Here is a 15,596-nt window from a genome sequence, read left to right as displayed (position 1 = left end):
TGAATTAACCAGCTACTTTGACTTAGGTGCGAGGCTGAGAAAGGTCGAGCCGTTTCCGTACCATCCGGTGCCATCGATCCTCGGTTCTAGCCCGAACTGTTCAGCGGCTCCGAGGATGTCCCGTAGCTGGTCCTGGTCGAGTCCGTAGGGTTGCGCGACCAGGAGGGCTGGTTTCCCGCTACGCGTCCAGCCAGACACGTGGTCCAGCCAGCTACGGGAGCGGGCGTGCTCTTGGCAGGTCTGCACTGCACAGCGGCCTTTGGCGATCCAGTGGAGGCACGTCCCGGCCTCGGAGTAGCGCAGCTGGAGTGGTTCGGCCCAGTCGAGGAGTCGGTCACGGGTCTCGGGATTGTTGGCGCCGTAGGGCCAGTGATCAGCGATGCCGACTGCCTTGATCCGCCGCTGTAGCTCGGCCTGTGTCATGGCGTCCATCTTGGCCTCGTCTGCTGGCCGGGGTGCATTCGAGGGCAAGCCGACCCGCACCGCAGGCGCCCCCTCGGGGCGCCGAGGAGCGGAAGCGGTGCGGCAGCAAGGTAGTTCAGCCGAGCCCCTTGGGACTGGTGCGGGCCAGCCGGTCGACCTGGGTACGGAACCGAGGGTTGGCCCTCCACACGGCGATCATGGCGCGGATGCGCTGGTTGTGGTCGACCCGGTCATCGAGCTTGGCCTCACCCATCGCGCGCATGTCCTCGGCGTGCAGCTTGAGGCTGACCCGGCCCTCGGCCTGGCCTTGAGGCGGGAACAGGATCCGGGGCGGATCGGCCCGCGGCTTGTCGTCCTGCTCGGGCTCGGCCGCCGGCGCCGGCGGGGCGGTCTTGCGTGGCGCCCGCTTCTTACGAGCGGTCGGAGCCGGTGACTCGGGCTCGGTGGCCGGCTCCGGCGGTGCAACCGGCTCGGCGAGGCTGGCGGCGATGGAGCGGTGGCGGGCCATGATCAGAGTTCTCCTGCTTCTTGGGTGGTGGACCACTTCATGTGCAGCAGCCCGGCGAACACCTCGCGGGCCAGGTTGCGGTACTCCCGCTCAGCGGCACGGGCAGTGGAGTGCCGACCGCCGGGCATCTCGGTGATGGGCCGATTCCAGGTCACAGCCTCGGCGTGCACCGACAGATCCCGGATCACGGTGCGGGCAACGGAGATCCCGGTGGACCCGGCTATCTCGTTCAACTCCTGCAACGCGTTGGGCAGGCTCGGTGTCTTGACCAGCGTCCCGACCAGCAGGTACGGGACCTTGGTGGGGACCACGGCCTCCCGGATCACCCGGAGCACGGTCCGCAGGTCCATCGTGCGCACCGCCGAGGGCACGACCAGGCCGTCAACGACGGGTGCGCCCGAGCTGCCGTGCAGCAGGGCCGACCAGGCGTCGGAGGACTTCGCCCCGGGGAGGTCGACCACCACCAGGTCGTAGTCGGGCAGCTCGCGCAACCGGGTCAGCACCGCCGGTCCGGCGTCCTGGAGGTCGTCCACGTCGAAGGTCATGCCCTCGGATCGAGTGGCCCAGTCCGCCGCGCTGAGGTTCGGGTCCGCGTCGGCCAACAGCACCCGGTAGCCCTCCAAGGTGGCCAGATGCGCGAGAGTCACCGCCGTCTGAGTCTTGCCGACCCCGCCTTTGGAAGATCCGACCCCAAGGATCCGGGGTGATTTCGCAGCCATAACCGCAGCGTACCGCACATCGGTTTACGTAAAAACCCCTTCACGTTGACACGTGAAGGGGTTTTCGCTCAGTAAAACTCGGGGTCGGAGCTGTAGCTCTCGATCTCGATGGGGAAGTCGCCGGCGTCGGGCATCTCGCCGTGGTAGTCGAAGTAGGCGCCGGTGAAGATGTCGCGGGCCAGCTCGTCGGCCTCGGCCTCGCTGCCGCCGGCGGCCAGCAGGTCGGCGACCGGGCTCATGTCCACCTCGACGTCGCCGTAGTTGCGGACGCTGCGCCGGCGCGGTGACTTCTCGTAGATCGTGACTTGTCCGAGCCGGGCGGTGCTGACTTGGCGGAGCTTGCTGATCCTGAGCTGTCGGGTGTCGGCGCCGGCGAGCACGGCGCTGGCGTTGCGAGGTCGTTGGGTGCCGGCGAGCCAGCGTTGCGCGGTGCGCTGGGAAACCCCGTACTCCTGGGCGAGCCAGCGCGAGGTGCCCCGCCCGTGGGTGGCGATGTGCGAGCGGGCGGCCTCGGTGGCCGAACCCGGCTGCAGGAGGCTGCGGGTCGCTCCCCGAGGCGCCGGCCCCCGGCCGCTACGACCACCGCGCGCCATCAGGCCACCCGCCCAGATAGGGCCGTCCCGGGCCGCTCAGGAGCCGCTGTGTGCCCCGGTAGGGCCCGGGCGGGCATCAGGTGCCGGGTCATGACTGGGCCTCCTCAGAACCGATCTGAGCGTCTCCGCTGGCGTCGTCGGAATCGTCGGCGCTGAGCCCGAGCTCGGCCAGGGACTCCAGCAGGTCTGGTCCGGTGCCGACGCCGGACGCGTCAGCCAGCGCGGCGGCGAACCGGGGTACCGACCCGTCGGCCAGCGCGGCCCGCATGTCCTCGTCCAGCTCGGCGGCCCGGTCCAGCTTCCACTTGCCGGGCCAGCTCGGATCGATGGTCAGCGCGGTCGGTGCGTACGGCTCGCCGGCGGGATGGGCTGCGGGCACCACGAACCACGCGGCGTCCCGGTAGACCCCGAGCACCTTGGCGCCGGCGCTCTCGGCCTTGTCCAGGGCCCGCCACTGGTTGGCCCACGCGAGGGTGCGCAACTGGTCGGCCCAGTCCGGCCGCCACAGCCCGGTGCGGTTGTAGCGCTTGCTGCGCAGCATCCCGCCGAGGAAGGCGGTGTAGACGCTCTTGACCGCGACCAGCGCGAACCGCGCCGGGTCGTCCTCGCGCGGCTTGAGCATCCGGTAGGCCCGGGCCAGCGGCTTGGCCCACTTGTCCAGCCGGCGCCCGCAGTCACGCCACCACACGATTTCATCGATGGGCAGCTCGATGCCCCGGTCCTTGATGAGGTACTTCGCTACCGGGGTGGTGATCCACTCGCCCCGGGCGAGCTTGCCGGACCCGTCGCGGCCGAGCCCGAGCCGGCGCGTGCTGACCGCCCGGCCCATCCGCACATAGCCGGGCTTGCCGCTGGTGATCACGGCCAGCGGGTTCGGCGATCCGGTGACGGGCTCGCCGTCCCCGAGGATCAGCCCCGAGTGCGCGGCGGCGAGGTACTGGGCGTTGACGTCGCACCCGACGATTCGCGCGCTGGCGGGCAGCTTGAGCCGGCGGTTGAGGTAGTCAACCGAGAGCCGGATGCGGATCCCGTGGTCGCTGAGGGTGGTCTCGCCCAGGGGCTCGGGTACGGGCATGGCCGCGTGCCGGGCGACCAGCCGGGCGTACGCGGCGATGCCGACCTCACCGGGGAAGGACACGAACCGCAACCCGCCGGTGGCCTCGGTGAACAGGGCCAGACTGGCGGCCAGCTCCTCGGCGCCGGCGTCGGGATAGCGGGAGCGCACCACCCGAGAGAACCGGTCCAGCTCCTCGGCCGGGTCGACCGTGCGGGCCTCGTCGGCGCCGGCGTCGGTCGGACGTAGCCGGCGCTGCCCGCCGGGCCGGTGCGCGGTGTCGCGGACCGCAGGCTCGGTGCTGGTCGCTGTGCTGGCCTCCTCGGCCACGGCGGCGGGCGGCCCGAGGTCGACGCGGCAGCCGGCGTGCCGGACCGCACCGCAGGCGGACCGGGTGGCGGTCGGCTCACCGCACACCAGACACGGCGCCGGCGTCTCGCTGACCTGCCCAAACCCGCACCACATCACCCCGGGGTCGGCGCAGACCGAGCAAGCGCTCGGTGAGGCCGAGTGGTGGCTCTCCTCGCGCATACGATGGTTCGCCGAAAAACCGGGAACACCGGGAACGAGGGTACCCTTACTTACCTCATCGTTGCTGGTCACAGGCTCGACACGCCCGTTCCCGGTTTCGGTGGGCGAACCGGGAACGGACCGGGAACGAACCGGGGAACCGGGAACGGAACCCGGGAACGCCGGCCCGTGCTCGACCGGGGCCGCTGGCGGCTCGGTGGGGAGCAGCTCGCCGAGCCGGAACACGTACACCGAGGGCCGGTGACTCGCGTCGCCGACGTTGATCCGCTGCACCCGCCGTCCCTCGGGGTCGGTGCTGCGCAACAGCCCCGACCGCCCGGCCGCCCCGGAGCGGGTCAGCTCGCGCAGCCCGGTACCCGGGTTGGTGATCCCGGCCTCGGAGCAGATCCCGGCCAGCCGGGAGGACAACACCGCGACATCGCCATCGAGGGCGGCGTCGGCGGACAGGTCCCAGCCCTCGACCTCGCGCAGCGCCGGCCCGGGGCCGCCGGCGACCGCGCTGCGGTAGGTGCCCCGGTCGGGGAAGTTGCCCGGCCGAGACACCAGGGCGTCGACCACAGCGGAGAGCACCCGCTCCCCGGGGGTGATGCCCCGTTCCCGGGCCTCGCTGACGAGCTGGTCGAGCAGTTGCCGGGCTACCTCGAGGACGGCTGTGCGCAGCGCGCCGGCGGCCTCGCCGTGGACCAGGCGGTCGAGCAGCTCGGCGCCGGCGACGCCGAGGGCCAGGTGCTTGCCGAGACTGCGCGGGACTGATTCCGCGGGCGCCCCGATGTCCTCCTGTGCGAGGGCCAGGCGCTCGCCGAACTCGGCCGGGGTCACCCCGGCCGTACGGAGCCAGTGCAGTGGCCACCCGTGGTGCTCGCGGGCCAGCTCCTCCACCAGCTCGGCGCTCTCGGCGTCGCGGGTGATCGGTGTCTCGATCTCGATCAGCCGGCGGGCCACGGCCTCGTTGGTGACCTCACCGAGGATGGAGTCGTTGCCGTTGGCGATCAGCACCGAGAACCACGTCGGGGACGTGCGCGGGGTGCCGGTCCGGCCGCCGGTGGTCCGGGACGCTCCCTCAGCCACGGCCAGGATCATCTGCTCGGTCTTGCGGGCATCCAGCCCGGCCGAGCCGTACTCGTCCCGGTACGCGGGCAACGAGCTGAGCAATCCCAGCTCTTGGGTAAGCGCGATCGGGGTCGCGTTCCAGGTGCGGACCACGTTGCCGGTGCTCGGGTCGCCGATCGCGGCGGCGCCGGTGACCAGCGCGGTCGACTTGCCCTTCCCGGCTGACCCGACCAGCAGCGCCACACAGGACGAACGCCCGAGGGGACGCACGAACAGCCCGCCCAGGCTCAGCCCGGCGACCAGTCCGAGCTTCGGCGCTGCGGCGGCCTCGGTGATGATCCGCGACCACGCCGCGCGGGCGGTGTCCTCGGTGACGGGGGCGAGCTGGCCGTACCCGGCGGGTCCGACGTCGGCGGCCGGGAGCAGTAGCTCGCCCTCACTGGTCCAGCTCGGTACGGACCGGCTGACCGGTACCCGGTGGGTGCGGGCGTACTGGCGCACGGCCGAGCCGATGGTCTGAGCGATCTTCGGGTCGCAGGACACGGCCATCCCGAGCGGCCCGGCCCACAGTCCCTTGCCCAGGTCCTCATCGTTGACCAGCGTCACCCGGGCCGGGTCGGCCAGCGGGGTCGGGGAGAGCCGGAACGAGGGGGAGGTCTGGCGGCCGGCGCCGTCGACGTGCTCGATGACTTCCAGGACGAACGGCAGTGGCCCGATCTTCGTCCAGCGCTGCCCGCGCTGGATGTACACGCCGCGCTCTCGGCCGTCACTGTCCGACCCGGTGCTGTAGGCGCACACGTTGGTGCCCCACGTGTCGATCGGCCACGCCGGCGCCGGCTCGGGCTGACGGCGATCGTCCAGGGACGCGACGGTCCCGCCAGCGGCGGGGGGAGGCGGGGTCACCGTGCACCGCCGCTGTGACCCGGAGCCGCCGCGACGCGCACGGAGCAACGGAATGTAGAAGACTCCGAGTCTCGGTTGTACAGTGCCGCCTGCACGTGCGACCTCCAACGAGGTTGTTCCAAGAGAGCCCCCCGGCTTGCCGCCAAGCTCAGACGGGGGGTTCTCTGCTGTTCAGGGGTAGATCGGTAGATCAGGCGGTCAGGGGTAGCTGCCCGTCGCTCTCCTTCCCCGACGCCGGGAGCTTCAGCCCGTGAGCCTCCGCGAGGACCCGGACGATGTACTCGCTGAAGCTCAGGCCCTGTTCCTTGGCTCGCTGCTCGTAGAACTCCCGGTGGGAGCAAGGCCAGCGCACAGCGAGAGCGCTCGTCGGCTCGCCCCACTTCGGTTTCGCACCAGCGTTGCTCAGCGGTGGTCGTCTGGGCATGGGTGCGTTCTACTCCGTCGTATTCGCAAATACGGGAAGACGCGCCGGGAGCAGTCACAGATTGCCTCGATCTGATCACGCGGCGCGCTCGCTTCCGGCCGCGATGTGCAGGGGCAGGGCCGCGCGCTCGGTCGCGATCTCCTGGCGCCGCTGTCGCTGTTGAGGGATCGCGGGTCGCGCGGCCGGCGCAGCCGCCGGGGCGAGGGTCTGCGCCCACTCGCTGCACGCGCCGGGCTGCCAGGTGAACACCCAGCCGCTCACCCCGTCCTCGGCCTCGCGCAGGTCGGGGTGCTTGACGCGGTGCTCGGTCGGGCCGCCGGCGGGGTGGTAGCCGGCGAGCCGGCCGGCCGGGTGCTCGATGGGATACCGGCCGGCGGCCCGCTGAGCTTCGGCGAGTTGGTCGGCCCACCACCAGCGCCCGGCCCAGGGACCGCCAACGAGCGCGACCAGTTCCCTGCCGCCGGCCATCTCCTCCGCGAGTCCGAGCCGTTTCACTGGTCGCCGTCCTCCTCGGCGTCGAGCAGCTCGCCCAGCTCGATCAGGGCGAGCCGCTCGACCTCCGCGACCGTGGCCCCGTTGAGGACGGCCTCGCGGAGCCGGTCGAACGCGTCTGTCCACATTCCCTGCATGGTTCCCACCTTCCTGTTCCCGATCTTTCCCACGTGCCAAATCAGGCCGAGACAAACGGCTTTTACCTATGCCGCGTTCTCGGTCTCCTTGGCCCAGGACTTGGCCCATTCGTCCAGGTCGGAGGGCTTCCACATGGGACTGTTCCCACGGCGGTCGGTATTGGGAATCTCCCTGGTCCGGCGGCGCTTTCGGAATGCCTCCGTCTCGATTCTGAGATAGCGCGCGGCAGCCTCGTTTCCCACCACCCACTCGGTACCGCCGGCGGTGCTGGCGTCCGGGTCGGCGGGTGCTTCCCACTTCCCACCCTGCTCGGTTGGCCCAGTGGGAGCGGCCTCCGACGCCTCGGCGTGGGAACCGCCCATCGCGTACGCCTTGATCTCCTCGTCGGTCGCCCACACGTTCTGGACCCACGTCTCGGAATTGCCGTCCGAGTAGATCCACCGGCCCCGCTCGGGCCGGCTACGCGGAATCGGATAGGTGCCGATCAGCCGCGCCCAGTTCGCGTTTCGAAAACCGGCCAGGCCCCGAAAACCAAGGCTGGTGATGAGCCCGATTCCACCGGTTACTTGGTGATCGATTCGCTGCCCCGCCATGAGAACATGGCACCGGAATGCGGCCCCCTGCCACATGATCGAGGCGATGTCGTCCCACACCGGTGCGTGCGCCGGATCTCCTTTCTCCTTAACGTGCGTCCACAACTGCTTGGTCTGCGCGGAAAACTGACTCAACTCATCGATCATCAGCAAGGCAAACGGGAAATCGAGAGTCGGATCGGCGGCCCGCGCATCACACCGCCGATCCATCTCATCCTTGAAATCCCGAACCGCCTTCCACATAGCGGCAATGTCGCGCGGATCGTTGTAGAGCTTGAGCCTCGGCACACCGAACAACGCCTTGAACGACTCCCGCTTGACGTCGATTCCGGTCACCGTGGCGCGCGGGTCCTGGTGGAGAATCTGCGCGGCGGTGAACGAAAGGAACGTGGACTTACCCCGGCGGGACCCGACCTCGAATCCCCAGTGCGGGTCATCGGTCAGGAACGAGCCGATGTAGGGCTTGCGCTTGCGGTCGAGCCCGATGAACACCTCACCGGGCTTGCATGCCTCAACCTTGTCTCTGACCTGGTCGAACGGCACCGTCGTCGGGCACTGCTCCACCTGCATCAGGACCGCCTGCTGCGGGGACTGCGTCGTCCTCCAGTCGATCTCGACTTCCATGGGGAACCGGGCGTTGACGAGCGCCGTGATGGCCTTCTTCTGCTCGGCGTCGGCTCGGAAATGGTCGGGCAAATCGATATGCCCGATTCGGCGCGCGGTCACTTCTTGCCTCCTGTCATAGCGTCGCGCGGAATGATTACCTTCACGTCCCTGTCGGCGATACCGAGAATGGGCGCCACAGCCTGCTTGAACGGCTTGAGAAGGGTGCGGTTGTGCTTGGCGTCCCGCACATTGGTGTCGATTCGGACGATGGCCCACCACATCGTGGCGAATACCAGCGCCCCGGCCAGCAAGGTCATGACCGTCTGAGTGATGGACCCGAAGAACTCGAAATGGTCCATCCACCAGGCGTCGGGCGCCACTTCCGCCGCCGGCGGCCCGGCGAACCAGGCCCACACCATGACCACGACCAGGTGCAACACCGCGCACCGGATGGCGGCCCGCTTCCACTCGGGCAGGTACGCCCACCGGCCCGGAGTGCGGTCGTTCATGTGGAGCTTCCGGGTGCCGGCGCGGAAGAACTCCGCGTCCGTCTTGCGGTGCCGGTCGCCCCGGATCGGCCGCCCGGAGAAGAACCGGAAGATGAACTTGAACATGGCCGCGATGAACAGGACGCCGACGATGATCCCGCCGTCCTTGCGGCCCACCCGCAGAGCCTCGCCCCGGGTGACGGTGGTCCAGAATCCGCTCATCGCCGGCACCCCCCGCAGTGCATCCCGGTGCACTTGGCACCCCCGCTGAACAGGCAAATAACCGCGATGATGCCGAGCAGGATGATCGCGCCCCGGTACTGGTGGACCCAGGCCACGACCGCCGCCACGACCGCCGCGATCTCGGCCACGATCGCGGTCACCAGGGCGACCACGGCCCAGACAGCCAGCCCGGTCAGCCCGACGGCCAGGAGGACCGCGAGCGCCCGGGCCACGATGTCCCAGGGCACTCGTAGCCGTCGCCGGCGCCGACCGACCTCCTGAGGCGTGCGCTTGACGAGCGCGGTCACCGGCCGCCGCGCCGGCGAGCTGGCCACGACCGGGCGCAGCTCCCGGACCGGGCGCAGCGCCGGCGGGTCGCTCTGGACCGGGCGCAGCGTGGCGACCGGGCGCAGCGGTGCGAGCGCGGCTCCCGCGCGCCGCCGTCGCGGGGTGTTGTGTGTGGTTCGCATGGCGATCTCTCCTGTCAGCTCGCCGGCCGCAACGCGGCCGGGGTCTCGGTGGGGGTGGTGGTGGTCTGGCGGGCGCGCCGGCGCTGCTCGGGCGTCATGGCGCCCCAGATGCCGACCTCGTTGTGCGCGAGGGCCCAGGCCCGGCACTCGGCCAGCACCGGGCAGGCCCGGCACACGTCGATGGCCTCCCGGGCCTGCCGGCGGTAGGGCAGCGAGCCCTCGTCCCCGACCGGCTGGTGCAGCTCGGGGTCCAGGTCGGCGCAGAGGCCCTCAGCGGCCCAGAAACCGGGCGCCGGCTGAGCCATCAGCTCGGCGATCTCGGCCAGGGCCTCGGCGGCCGGGTCGGGAACGACCGAGGGCCACTCGGTCCGCTTGTAGTGCATTGCTGCTGCTCCGTTCTGCGTGTAAACGCGATCGCGTGTATGCGTGCTGACGTGTTCGTGTTGCCGGAAGCGGTGCGGGCGCGGTCCCTGCGAGGTCATGACGCCCCCTCGGGTCGACCGGAGTGCGCGGCCTCGTCCAGGGCGGTGTGCAGCTCCCCGAGGGAGTTGGCGACCGTCCGCAACGTGGCCCGGATCCCGAACGCGGCCCGCTGCGCCCCGATCAGGTCCCCGGCCCCGAGCTGCTCGATCTGGGCCAGCACGGCCCGCTCGGCCGCCTCGATCTCGCCGGCCAGGGCGTCGGCGTGCCGGGCGCACAGCTCGGTCGTCTCCCAGGGGCCCGCCGGCGCCGTCCCGGCCTGGTCCTGGCCCACCAGGCGCAGACCTCGCCGCCCGGTGATGTGGCCCGTCGTGCTGGTCATTGGTCAGGTCTCCTCTCGTGTCGTGGATCAGCCGGCCAGGCGCAGGGCGCCCGGGTCGTCGGGGTCGGTGTCGCCGGCGTCGAGTTGCTTGGTGCCGGTCTTGCTGGCGTCACGGCGCTTGACGTCGGCGACGTAGGTGGGCGCCACCTCGATGCCCCGGGCGGCCAGCCAGGCGGCCACCACGTGCGGCGTCTGGTCGTCGACCTCCTGAAGCGCGGCCCGCACGGCGTCGGCTTTGGACAGCTCGGCCAGCGCCCGCACCGGGGTCTGGTCCGCTCGGGGCTGGTGACGCACCGCGCGCACGGCCTCGGCCGGGTCGGTGATCCCTTCGACCACGGCCAGGCACCACGCCCGCCGGGTCTCGCCCGGGGCGACCAGCCACCGCGCCGGCCGGAACCTCGGCGCCGGCGTCGCCACCGCGCCCATCCGGCGCAGCACGTCCCGTCGGATGGCCCGCAGCGTGCGATCCCACAGAACGACCGCTGAGACGCTCGCCGCTGCGAAGAACAGTGCCGCCGGCAGACCACCCGCCTTGTCGGCCCACCAGGCGTTCAGGGCCGCGCTCCCGGCCGCGTAGGCCCACACCAGCATCCGGTCCAGGGCGGCGGAATCGCCCGCCTCCGTGGCCCTCAGGGCCAGCAACGCGGCGTAGGCGGCGGCGGCATCCAGGACCAGCGGGACCAGCCAGGACCACGAGCCGTGCAGGCCGAGCGCGTGCTCCCCGGCATCGGTCAGGCCGTGCCAGCTCGCTGCCGCCGGCGCGCCAACCACGATCACCAGCGGCAGCCAGGTCCAGGCGCTCCGCCGTGTCCGAGCGGTCGATTCGTTCATGAATTCCTCCATGGGTTAGAGACTCGGTCTGACCGGCAGGACCTCTCCACGACCTGCACCCGACCTCCGCAGGACATCGCAGGACATCGCGCGACATCGCACGGACATCTCCAGGTCAGACAAATTGGTGTACACCAATCTGCCTGCACGGTGACACACCTCGACCGCCCGCGTCAAGCCATTGGTCTGCACCGATTACCCTTGCCCGATGCCTGACCGTCCCGGAGCTCGAGAAATCGCCAGCGAGCTGCGTGCCGCCATCAGTGACGGGACCTACGCAGCCGGGGAGCGGCTCCCGGCCCGGCGGGTCCTAGAGGGCCAGTACGGGGTCTCCTCGCAGACCATCACCGCTGCGATCAACACCCTCCGGGCCGAGGGCCTGGTGGAGACGCTCGTCGGCTCCGGGGCCTACGTACGACCGCACCCGCCGGTGATGCGAGTTGGCCGCCGGCGCCTGAGTCAGGTCGAGCGCGACGCGGGCCGAGGTGCTGCGCTCACCGATGCCTACTTCTGCGGCTGGACGCTGCGCGCCGCAACTGTGGTCGAGATCCGGCGAGCTGATGATCGGGTCGCTTCCGCGCTGGAGGTCGACCCAGGGTCGGAAGTTCTTGTCCGAGACCGCGTTCACTACCGGGACGAGCAGCCCTACCAGCTCGCCACGTCGTACCTGCCCCGTGACGTCACCGAGGGGACGCCGATCGAGGATGAGAACCCGGGACCAGGTGGCATCCACCAGAGGTTGATCGACGCTGGTCACCATCTCGACCGGTTTGTTGAGAGCGTCCGGATCGGACAGGCCTCCGAGCACGAGGCTCACCAGCTCCGCATCCCGCTCGGGGCTCCGATCTATCGGATCGAGAGGACCGCGCACACCGAGGTTCGGCCGGTGGAGGTCAACTACATAACGATCATTGCGGACCACGTCCAGCTCATCTACGAGCTACCCGCCACCTGAGCGTTGGCCTGGTGACGTGCTGGTTTTCCCGAAGTGGCCCCACGGGAGAGATCCAGGCAGGACAATGGGTGGACATGGGCGGGACCAACGCTGACCTTGCCTATGCAGCGCAGGCGGAACCGATGAGAGTTGAGGTTGTCACCACGCAGAGGAGGAGATCGGCATGACGGAGTCGGGCGAGCCGCGCACGTTGCTCGAAGCCTTGATCCGCCAACGCCAACTCACTTGGGATGAAGCCGCGCGGTTCGTGGCCGCCTCCGCGAAGGAGCACGAGGCGCGGTCGATCTCGCTAACGCCCCGGCACCTGGCCCGGCTGGCTCGCCGCGAGCGCGTGACCGACCCCCAGCCGGCGACGGCCCGAGCGCTTCAGTACGCGTTCGGGCATCCAGTTGCCGATCTTCTCGCGCCCTACAGCGCTGCGGGTGACCTTGTCATCGTCTCTTCGGCGCCCGCCCTGGTGGCTGCGGCGTCCGATCCCGATCGGGAGGTTCTCGCCGTGGCTGCTGACCGCGCACAACGCTTTGCCCTCAACCTGCCGGGTCTGTCGGACCTGAGCATGGAGCAAGTCGTAGAGGGAGTCCGTGACCTGGCGATGGCCTACCCGGCCCGGCCGCTACCCGAGGTTCTCGGTCACTTGGTGGGCGCTCAGTCCACGATCTTCGACCTGTTGGAGCGCCCGCAGCGGCCGAGCCACGGCCGGCAGCTCTACATGCTCGCGGGCTTGGTGGGCGGGATGCTGGCCAAGGCCAGCCACGACCTCGGGGACCCGTCGGCAGCGCTCACCCAGTCCCGGACTGCGTTCCTGTGCGCCGAGCAGGCCGATCACCACGGGCTCCGGGCGTGGATCTCCGGCCTCCAATCGCTCGTGTCGTACTGGGCCAACCGCCCACACGAGAGCATCCGGTACGCGCAGCGCGGTGCCGAGTGGGCAGCTCAGGCCGGCTCAACCTCGCAGGTCTGGCTGGCAGTCAGCGAGGCCCGGGCGTGGGGCCAGCTCGGCAACGTCGAGCAGGTGCGGGAATCACTGACCCGGGCGGACGAGGCGTGGTCAAGCGTCCGCCCCGACGACCTGGACGAGTTGGGCGGCCTGGCCACCTTCACCCGGTCCCGTCAGCTCTACTACGCCGCCGATGCATGGGCGTGGCTGCCCGGAGGGTCGGAGGCCGAGAGCTGGTCAAGCCAGGCCGTGGAGGCGTACCGGAACACCAGCGCTCCGGACTGGGCGTTCGGAGACGCCGCCGGCGCGAGCACGGATCTGGCCATTGCCCGGATCGGCCGCGGGGAGCTGGATGGCGCCCGGGAAGCCGTGGCGCCCGTGCTGACTCTGCCGGTTGAGCAACGCATCGGCGGCATCATCAAGTCCGCCCAGCGCGTGCACAATGCCCTGGTGACCAGCACTCTCGCGGCCGACTCCGTTGATCTACAGGAGGCACTGGAGTCGTTCACCCGGACCCCGCTCCAGTCCCTCCCCCGATGAGCACTGCTGCCCCGACGCTCTGGCCCGTCCAGCTCACCGAGCCGGACGGGCCAGTCGTGCTCCGAGAGTTCACCGACCAGGACGTCGACCAGGCGCTCGCCCTGGTGGGCGATGACCGGGTAACCACCTGGCTGAGCTTCGACTCCCGCTCCCGGGAGGACACCAAGGCGATGCTGAGCGGCATCCTGGAGCGCGCAAGGAACACCCCCCGTACTGAGTACTACCTCGCCACCACCCGCAGCTCTGACGGCCTCCTGGTGGGCTTCGTGCGCCTCGCCTTCGCCGGTGTGCAGGCAGGCAAGCTCGGCTATGCCACGGCCGCCGATCACTGGGGACACGGCTACTCGACCGCCGCCGCCCGACTCATGGTCACCTTCGGATTCGAGCAGCTCGGCCTACACCGCATCAGCGCAGCCATCGGACCCGACAACGCGGCCAGCATCGCGCTGATCAAGCGGCTCGGCTTCCAGCACGAGGGCACCCTCCGCGACCACGTCTACACAAACGGATCATGGCGAGACTCGCGGCTCTATTCGATCCTCGCCACTGAGCACGCTCCGTCCGGCCCCCACCAACCCCCCAAGCCGTGATTTGTCTGGGCTGTCCTTCACCTGCTCAAACCTGCTCTGAGCTGGCATAACGGGCCGAGCTGCAGCTGTGATCATCGCCCCACCGAACGCCCCATCGAACGCCCCACGGAACGCCCCACCGAACGGCGCGCACCATCAGGGCCGGGGCTCCTGGGCGTCTCGCCGGATTTCGGGGGCTCGGTTGAGTATCTCCCCGGTGATGTCGCCCGAGTCGGGGATGATGATCTCCCGGCCTGGTTGGACCACGCACGTTGACCCGGGCGGGTCGGTGGCCAGGATGCGCCGGCACTCCTCCCGCTGAGCTGCCCAGTCCGCAGGGTCGTAGGCGTACAGGATGGAGTGGCCCGGAGCCCCGTGCGGGTTCGGCGGGGGGATCGGTGCGTCACCACCGCGCGTCAGCGCAACGGTCAGGATCAGCTCAGCGATCATCGGGACACCCCTTCCACGGCTGTCGGCCGTTCGAACGAAACCACTGTGGCAGGTCGCCGGCGCTGGCGAGGCCGCTTTCGGCAATACCGAGTGTTGCACTATGCGGAGATGGTGCAACACTGTAGGTATGGCGACTTCTCGACGACGGCACATGATCACCGAGACTGACGAGGTCAGTGACGCGCTCGCGGAAGCGGCTGAGCGCTGGCCTGGCCTTCCTCCTGCTGAGCTACTGCGCAAGCTGGTGGCCGAGGGTCACGCCGCGCTGCGCGCGTCTCTCGTGGCCGATCAGCGGGTCGTGGCGCAGACCAGTGGCGCCCTGACTGGGATCTTCCAGCCTGGGGATCTGGAGGCGTTGCGCGAGGAGTGGCCGGCGTGATGGTCGTGGATGCCTGCGTGCTCATCGCGCACCTGGATAGCAACGATGCACATCACGCCCGGGCCACTCGCCTGCTCACCGAGCTAGCTGGACAGCCCAAGATTGCCAGCGTGCTTACCCGTGCCGAAGTCCTGGTCGTCCCCGCCCGGCACGGCCGGCGCCGGGCCGCCGAAGAGATCCTTGACCGCCTCCGCATCCAGACGGCCGAGCTGCCCGCCGATGCTGCGGGGCAACTAGCCGAGCTGCGAGCGCACACTGGCCTCCGAATGCCGGACTGCTGCGTCCTGCTCACAGCGGAGCTGAACGGTCCGGCAGGTCTCGCAACGTTCGATGAGCGACTCGCAAAGGCAGCCGAGAACAGAGGAATTAAGGTCAGCCAGTGATCACACTGGCTGACACCATCCCCCGACCCGCCGCCCATCCGTCCCCCGTTCCTAGACTCGGCAGCTCCGTACGTCCACGCCGGCGGATGGGTCGTGCTCGCGGTCGCGCTGGTCGTGCTCCTGGCCTCGCTGCGCTACCGGCACTCGCTCGGCCACAACTTCGCCACGGCCACCGGCCTGAGCTTGGTCGCGCTCTGCTTCGGTGTCGCTTGTCAGTTCTTCTGATCACCTATCTAAGCCAAAGTAATTGCTGGTTAGCACGGTTAGTTCACGTATATACGTGTTCACGGCTACGCGTGAAAACGCACATCTGCCATTCCTTTATTCGGCGTACCAATCGCATTCACCAGGCCATTTGTGCTATCATTTACGTGAATGCGTTGCGCAAATGCGTAAACACGCTCAGCGCAAAGCAGCAAACGCGCTTACACGCGTTTACGTCAACGCGTAGCGTTGACCAGGCAAAACAGTCACGCACAGCACTCCAGGGCTACGCCCTTCCGCGCGGAGCGCCGGAAGCAGCAACGCGGAGCGTG

General features: G+C 69.7%; 19 protein-coding genes. 6 read left to right on the top strand and 13 right to left on the bottom strand.

Going from position 1 to position 15,596, the window contains the following annotated elements; genetic code table 11:
• Positions 1–538 precede the first annotated feature (538 nt).
• From Ae505Ps2_RS29760 to Ae505Ps2_RS29710, 12 genes are all read right to left on the bottom strand, one after another.
• On the bottom strand, positions 539–931 hold the full coding sequence (locus Ae505Ps2_RS29760; protein WP_075329868.1) for a hypothetical protein: 393 nt from the start codon (positions 929–931) through the stop codon (positions 539–541).
• Positions 932–933: 2 nt separating this feature from the next.
• Positions 934–1,650 carry a ParA family protein gene (locus tag Ae505Ps2_RS29755; protein ID WP_075554418.1) on the bottom strand — a complete coding sequence of 239 codons (717 nt, stop codon included), beginning with the start codon at positions 1,648–1,650 and terminating at the stop codon, positions 934–936.
• Positions 1,651–1,718: 68 nt separating this feature from the next.
• Positions 1,719–2,243, bottom strand: a complete 525-nt coding sequence (locus Ae505Ps2_RS31650; RefSeq protein WP_139319271.1) for a hypothetical protein — start codon at positions 2,241–2,243, stop codon at positions 1,719–1,721.
• 88 nt (positions 2,244–2,331) lie between these two features.
• Complete coding sequence (locus tag Ae505Ps2_RS29745; protein ID WP_139319272.1) at positions 2,332–5,628, bottom strand: DUF927 domain-containing protein; 3,297 nt, start codon at positions 5,626–5,628, stop codon at positions 2,332–2,334.
• Positions 5,629–6,280: 652 nt separating this feature from the next.
• Positions 6,281–6,700 (bottom strand): hypothetical protein, encoded by a 420-nt coding sequence (locus Ae505Ps2_RS29740; protein ID WP_075329872.1) that lies wholly within the window; start codon positions 6,698–6,700, stop codon positions 6,281–6,283.
• A complete protein-coding gene (locus tag Ae505Ps2_RS32330) occupies positions 6,697–6,834 on the bottom strand; it encodes a hypothetical protein (protein WP_170917181.1) in 138 nt (45 codons plus the stop codon). Before Ae505Ps2_RS32330 ends, Ae505Ps2_RS29740 begins: the two co-directional genes overlap by 4 nt.
• Positions 6,835–6,900: 66 nt before the next feature.
• Positions 6,901–8,154 (bottom strand): hypothetical protein, encoded by a 1,254-nt coding sequence (locus tag Ae505Ps2_RS29735; RefSeq protein WP_075329873.1) that lies wholly within the window; start codon positions 8,152–8,154, stop codon positions 6,901–6,903.
• Positions 8,151–8,744, bottom strand: a complete 594-nt coding sequence (locus Ae505Ps2_RS29730; protein ID WP_139319273.1) for a hypothetical protein — start codon at positions 8,742–8,744, stop codon at positions 8,151–8,153. Before Ae505Ps2_RS29730 ends, Ae505Ps2_RS29735 begins: the two co-directional genes overlap by 4 nt.
• A complete protein-coding gene (locus tag Ae505Ps2_RS29725) occupies positions 8,741–9,214 on the bottom strand; it encodes a hypothetical protein (RefSeq protein ID WP_075554415.1) in 474 nt (157 codons plus the stop codon). Before Ae505Ps2_RS29725 ends, Ae505Ps2_RS29730 begins: the two co-directional genes overlap by 4 nt.
• A gap of 14 nt (positions 9,215–9,228) precedes the next feature.
• Entirely contained in the window at positions 9,229–9,597 is a 369-nt protein-coding gene (locus tag Ae505Ps2_RS29720) for a WhiB family transcriptional regulator (RefSeq protein WP_249265428.1), read from the bottom strand.
• A 95-nt stretch (positions 9,598–9,692) separates the two neighbouring features.
• On the bottom strand, positions 9,693–10,016 hold the full coding sequence (locus Ae505Ps2_RS29715; RefSeq protein WP_075329876.1) for a hypothetical protein: 324 nt from the start codon (positions 10,014–10,016) through the stop codon (positions 9,693–9,695).
• A gap of 27 nt (positions 10,017–10,043) precedes the next feature.
• Positions 10,044–10,847 (bottom strand): DUF2637 domain-containing protein, encoded by an 804-nt coding sequence (locus tag Ae505Ps2_RS29710; RefSeq protein WP_075329877.1) that lies wholly within the window; start codon positions 10,845–10,847, stop codon positions 10,044–10,046.
• 208 nt (positions 10,848–11,055) lie between these two features.
• Between Ae505Ps2_RS29710 and Ae505Ps2_RS29705 the strand changes: the two genes are divergently transcribed.
• The 3 genes from Ae505Ps2_RS29705 to Ae505Ps2_RS29695 all read left to right on the top strand — a co-directional run bounded on the left by Ae505Ps2_RS29705 (position 11,056) and on the right by Ae505Ps2_RS29695 (position 13,869).
• Entirely contained in the window at positions 11,056–11,802 is a 747-nt protein-coding gene (locus tag Ae505Ps2_RS29705; protein ID WP_075554413.1) for a GntR family transcriptional regulator, read from the top strand.
• A 163-nt stretch (positions 11,803–11,965) separates the two neighbouring features.
• On the top strand, positions 11,966–13,279 hold the full coding sequence (locus tag Ae505Ps2_RS29700) for an XRE family transcriptional regulator (RefSeq protein WP_170917180.1): 1,314 nt from the start codon (positions 11,966–11,968) through the stop codon (positions 13,277–13,279).
• Positions 13,276–13,869 (top strand): GNAT family protein, encoded by a 594-nt coding sequence (locus Ae505Ps2_RS29695; protein WP_075329879.1) that lies wholly within the window; start codon positions 13,276–13,278, stop codon positions 13,867–13,869. Before Ae505Ps2_RS29700 ends, Ae505Ps2_RS29695 begins: the two co-directional genes overlap by 4 nt.
• A gap of 135 nt (positions 13,870–14,004) precedes the next feature.
• Here the strand turns inward: Ae505Ps2_RS29695 and Ae505Ps2_RS29690 are convergent, their stop codons facing one another.
• On the bottom strand, positions 14,005–14,298 hold the full coding sequence (locus tag Ae505Ps2_RS29690) for a hypothetical protein (protein WP_075329880.1): 294 nt from the start codon (positions 14,296–14,298) through the stop codon (positions 14,005–14,007).
• A 151-nt stretch (positions 14,299–14,449) separates the two neighbouring features.
• Between Ae505Ps2_RS29690 and Ae505Ps2_RS29685 the strand changes: the two genes are divergently transcribed.
• The 3 genes from Ae505Ps2_RS29685 to Ae505Ps2_RS34140 all read left to right on the top strand — a co-directional run bounded on the left by Ae505Ps2_RS29685 (position 14,450) and on the right by Ae505Ps2_RS34140 (position 15,285).
• The gene (locus Ae505Ps2_RS29685) at positions 14,450–14,677 is read left to right on the top strand and encodes a hypothetical protein (protein WP_212567743.1); all 228 of its coding nucleotides are present in this window, start codon (positions 14,450–14,452) and stop codon (positions 14,675–14,677) included.
• Positions 14,677–15,060 (top strand): type II toxin-antitoxin system VapC family toxin, encoded by a 384-nt coding sequence (locus tag Ae505Ps2_RS29680; RefSeq protein ID WP_139320309.1) that lies wholly within the window; start codon positions 14,677–14,679, stop codon positions 15,058–15,060. The genes Ae505Ps2_RS29685 and Ae505Ps2_RS29680 overlap by 1 nt, the downstream gene beginning before the upstream one ends.
• A gap of 93 nt (positions 15,061–15,153) precedes the next feature.
• Positions 15,154–15,285: a hypothetical protein gene (locus Ae505Ps2_RS34140; protein ID WP_256371362.1), complete on the top strand. Its 132-nt coding sequence runs from the start codon at positions 15,154–15,156 to the stop codon at positions 15,283–15,285.
• Positions 15,286–15,596: the final 311 nt, after the last annotated feature.

This window comes from Pseudonocardia sp. Ae505_Ps2, from assembly GCF_001932425.1.
Taxonomy (GTDB): domain Bacteria; phylum Actinomycetota; class Actinomycetes; order Mycobacteriales; family Pseudonocardiaceae; genus Pseudonocardia.
The sequence above is the reverse complement of the archived record's forward strand: the minus strand, read 5'-3'. Positions and strand labels throughout refer to the sequence as shown.

Coding starts and splice junctions, on each gene's coding strand:
- Ae505Ps2_RS31650 (WP_139319271.1), bottom strand. CDS start 2,243: ATGGCGCGCGGTGGTCGTAGCGGCCGGGGGCCGGCGCCTCGGGGAGCG.
- Ae505Ps2_RS29730 (WP_139319273.1), bottom strand. CDS start 8,744: ATGAGCGGATTCTGGACCACCGTCACCCGGGGCGAGGCTCTGCGGGTG.
- Ae505Ps2_RS29760 (WP_075329868.1), bottom strand. CDS start 931: ATGGCCCGCCACCGCTCCATCGCCGCCAGCCTCGCCGAGCCGGTTGCA.
- Ae505Ps2_RS29720 (WP_249265428.1), bottom strand. CDS start 9,597: ATGCACTACAAGCGGACCGAGTGGCCCTCGGTCGTTCCCGACCCGGCC.
- Ae505Ps2_RS29700 (WP_170917180.1), top strand. CDS start 11,966: ATGACGGAGTCGGGCGAGCCGCGCACGTTGCTCGAAGCCTTGATCCGC.
- Ae505Ps2_RS29690 (WP_075329880.1), bottom strand. CDS start 14,298: ATGATCGCTGAGCTGATCCTGACCGTTGCGCTGACGCGCGGTGGTGAC.
- Ae505Ps2_RS29695 (WP_075329879.1), top strand. CDS start 13,276: ATGAGCACTGCTGCCCCGACGCTCTGGCCCGTCCAGCTCACCGAGCCG.
- Ae505Ps2_RS29680 (WP_139320309.1), top strand. CDS start 14,677: ATGGTCGTGGATGCCTGCGTGCTCATCGCGCACCTGGATAGCAACGAT.
- Ae505Ps2_RS32330 (WP_170917181.1), bottom strand. CDS start 6,834: ATGCAGGGAATGTGGACAGACGCGTTCGACCGGCTCCGCGAGGCCGTC.
- Ae505Ps2_RS29710 (WP_075329877.1), bottom strand. CDS start 10,847: ATGAACGAATCGACCGCTCGGACACGGCGGAGCGCCTGGACCTGGCTG.
- Ae505Ps2_RS29685 (WP_212567743.1), top strand. CDS start 14,450: ATGATCACCGAGACTGACGAGGTCAGTGACGCGCTCGCGGAAGCGGCT.
- Ae505Ps2_RS29705 (WP_075554413.1), top strand. CDS start 11,056: ATGCCTGACCGTCCCGGAGCTCGAGAAATCGCCAGCGAGCTGCGTGCC.
- Ae505Ps2_RS29715 (WP_075329876.1), bottom strand. CDS start 10,016: ATGACCAGCACGACGGGCCACATCACCGGGCGGCGAGGTCTGCGCCTG.
- Ae505Ps2_RS29725 (WP_075554415.1), bottom strand. CDS start 9,214: ATGCGAACCACACACAACACCCCGCGACGGCGGCGCGCGGGAGCCGCG.
- Ae505Ps2_RS29755 (WP_075554418.1), bottom strand. CDS start 1,650: ATGGCTGCGAAATCACCCCGGATCCTTGGGGTCGGATCTTCCAAAGGC.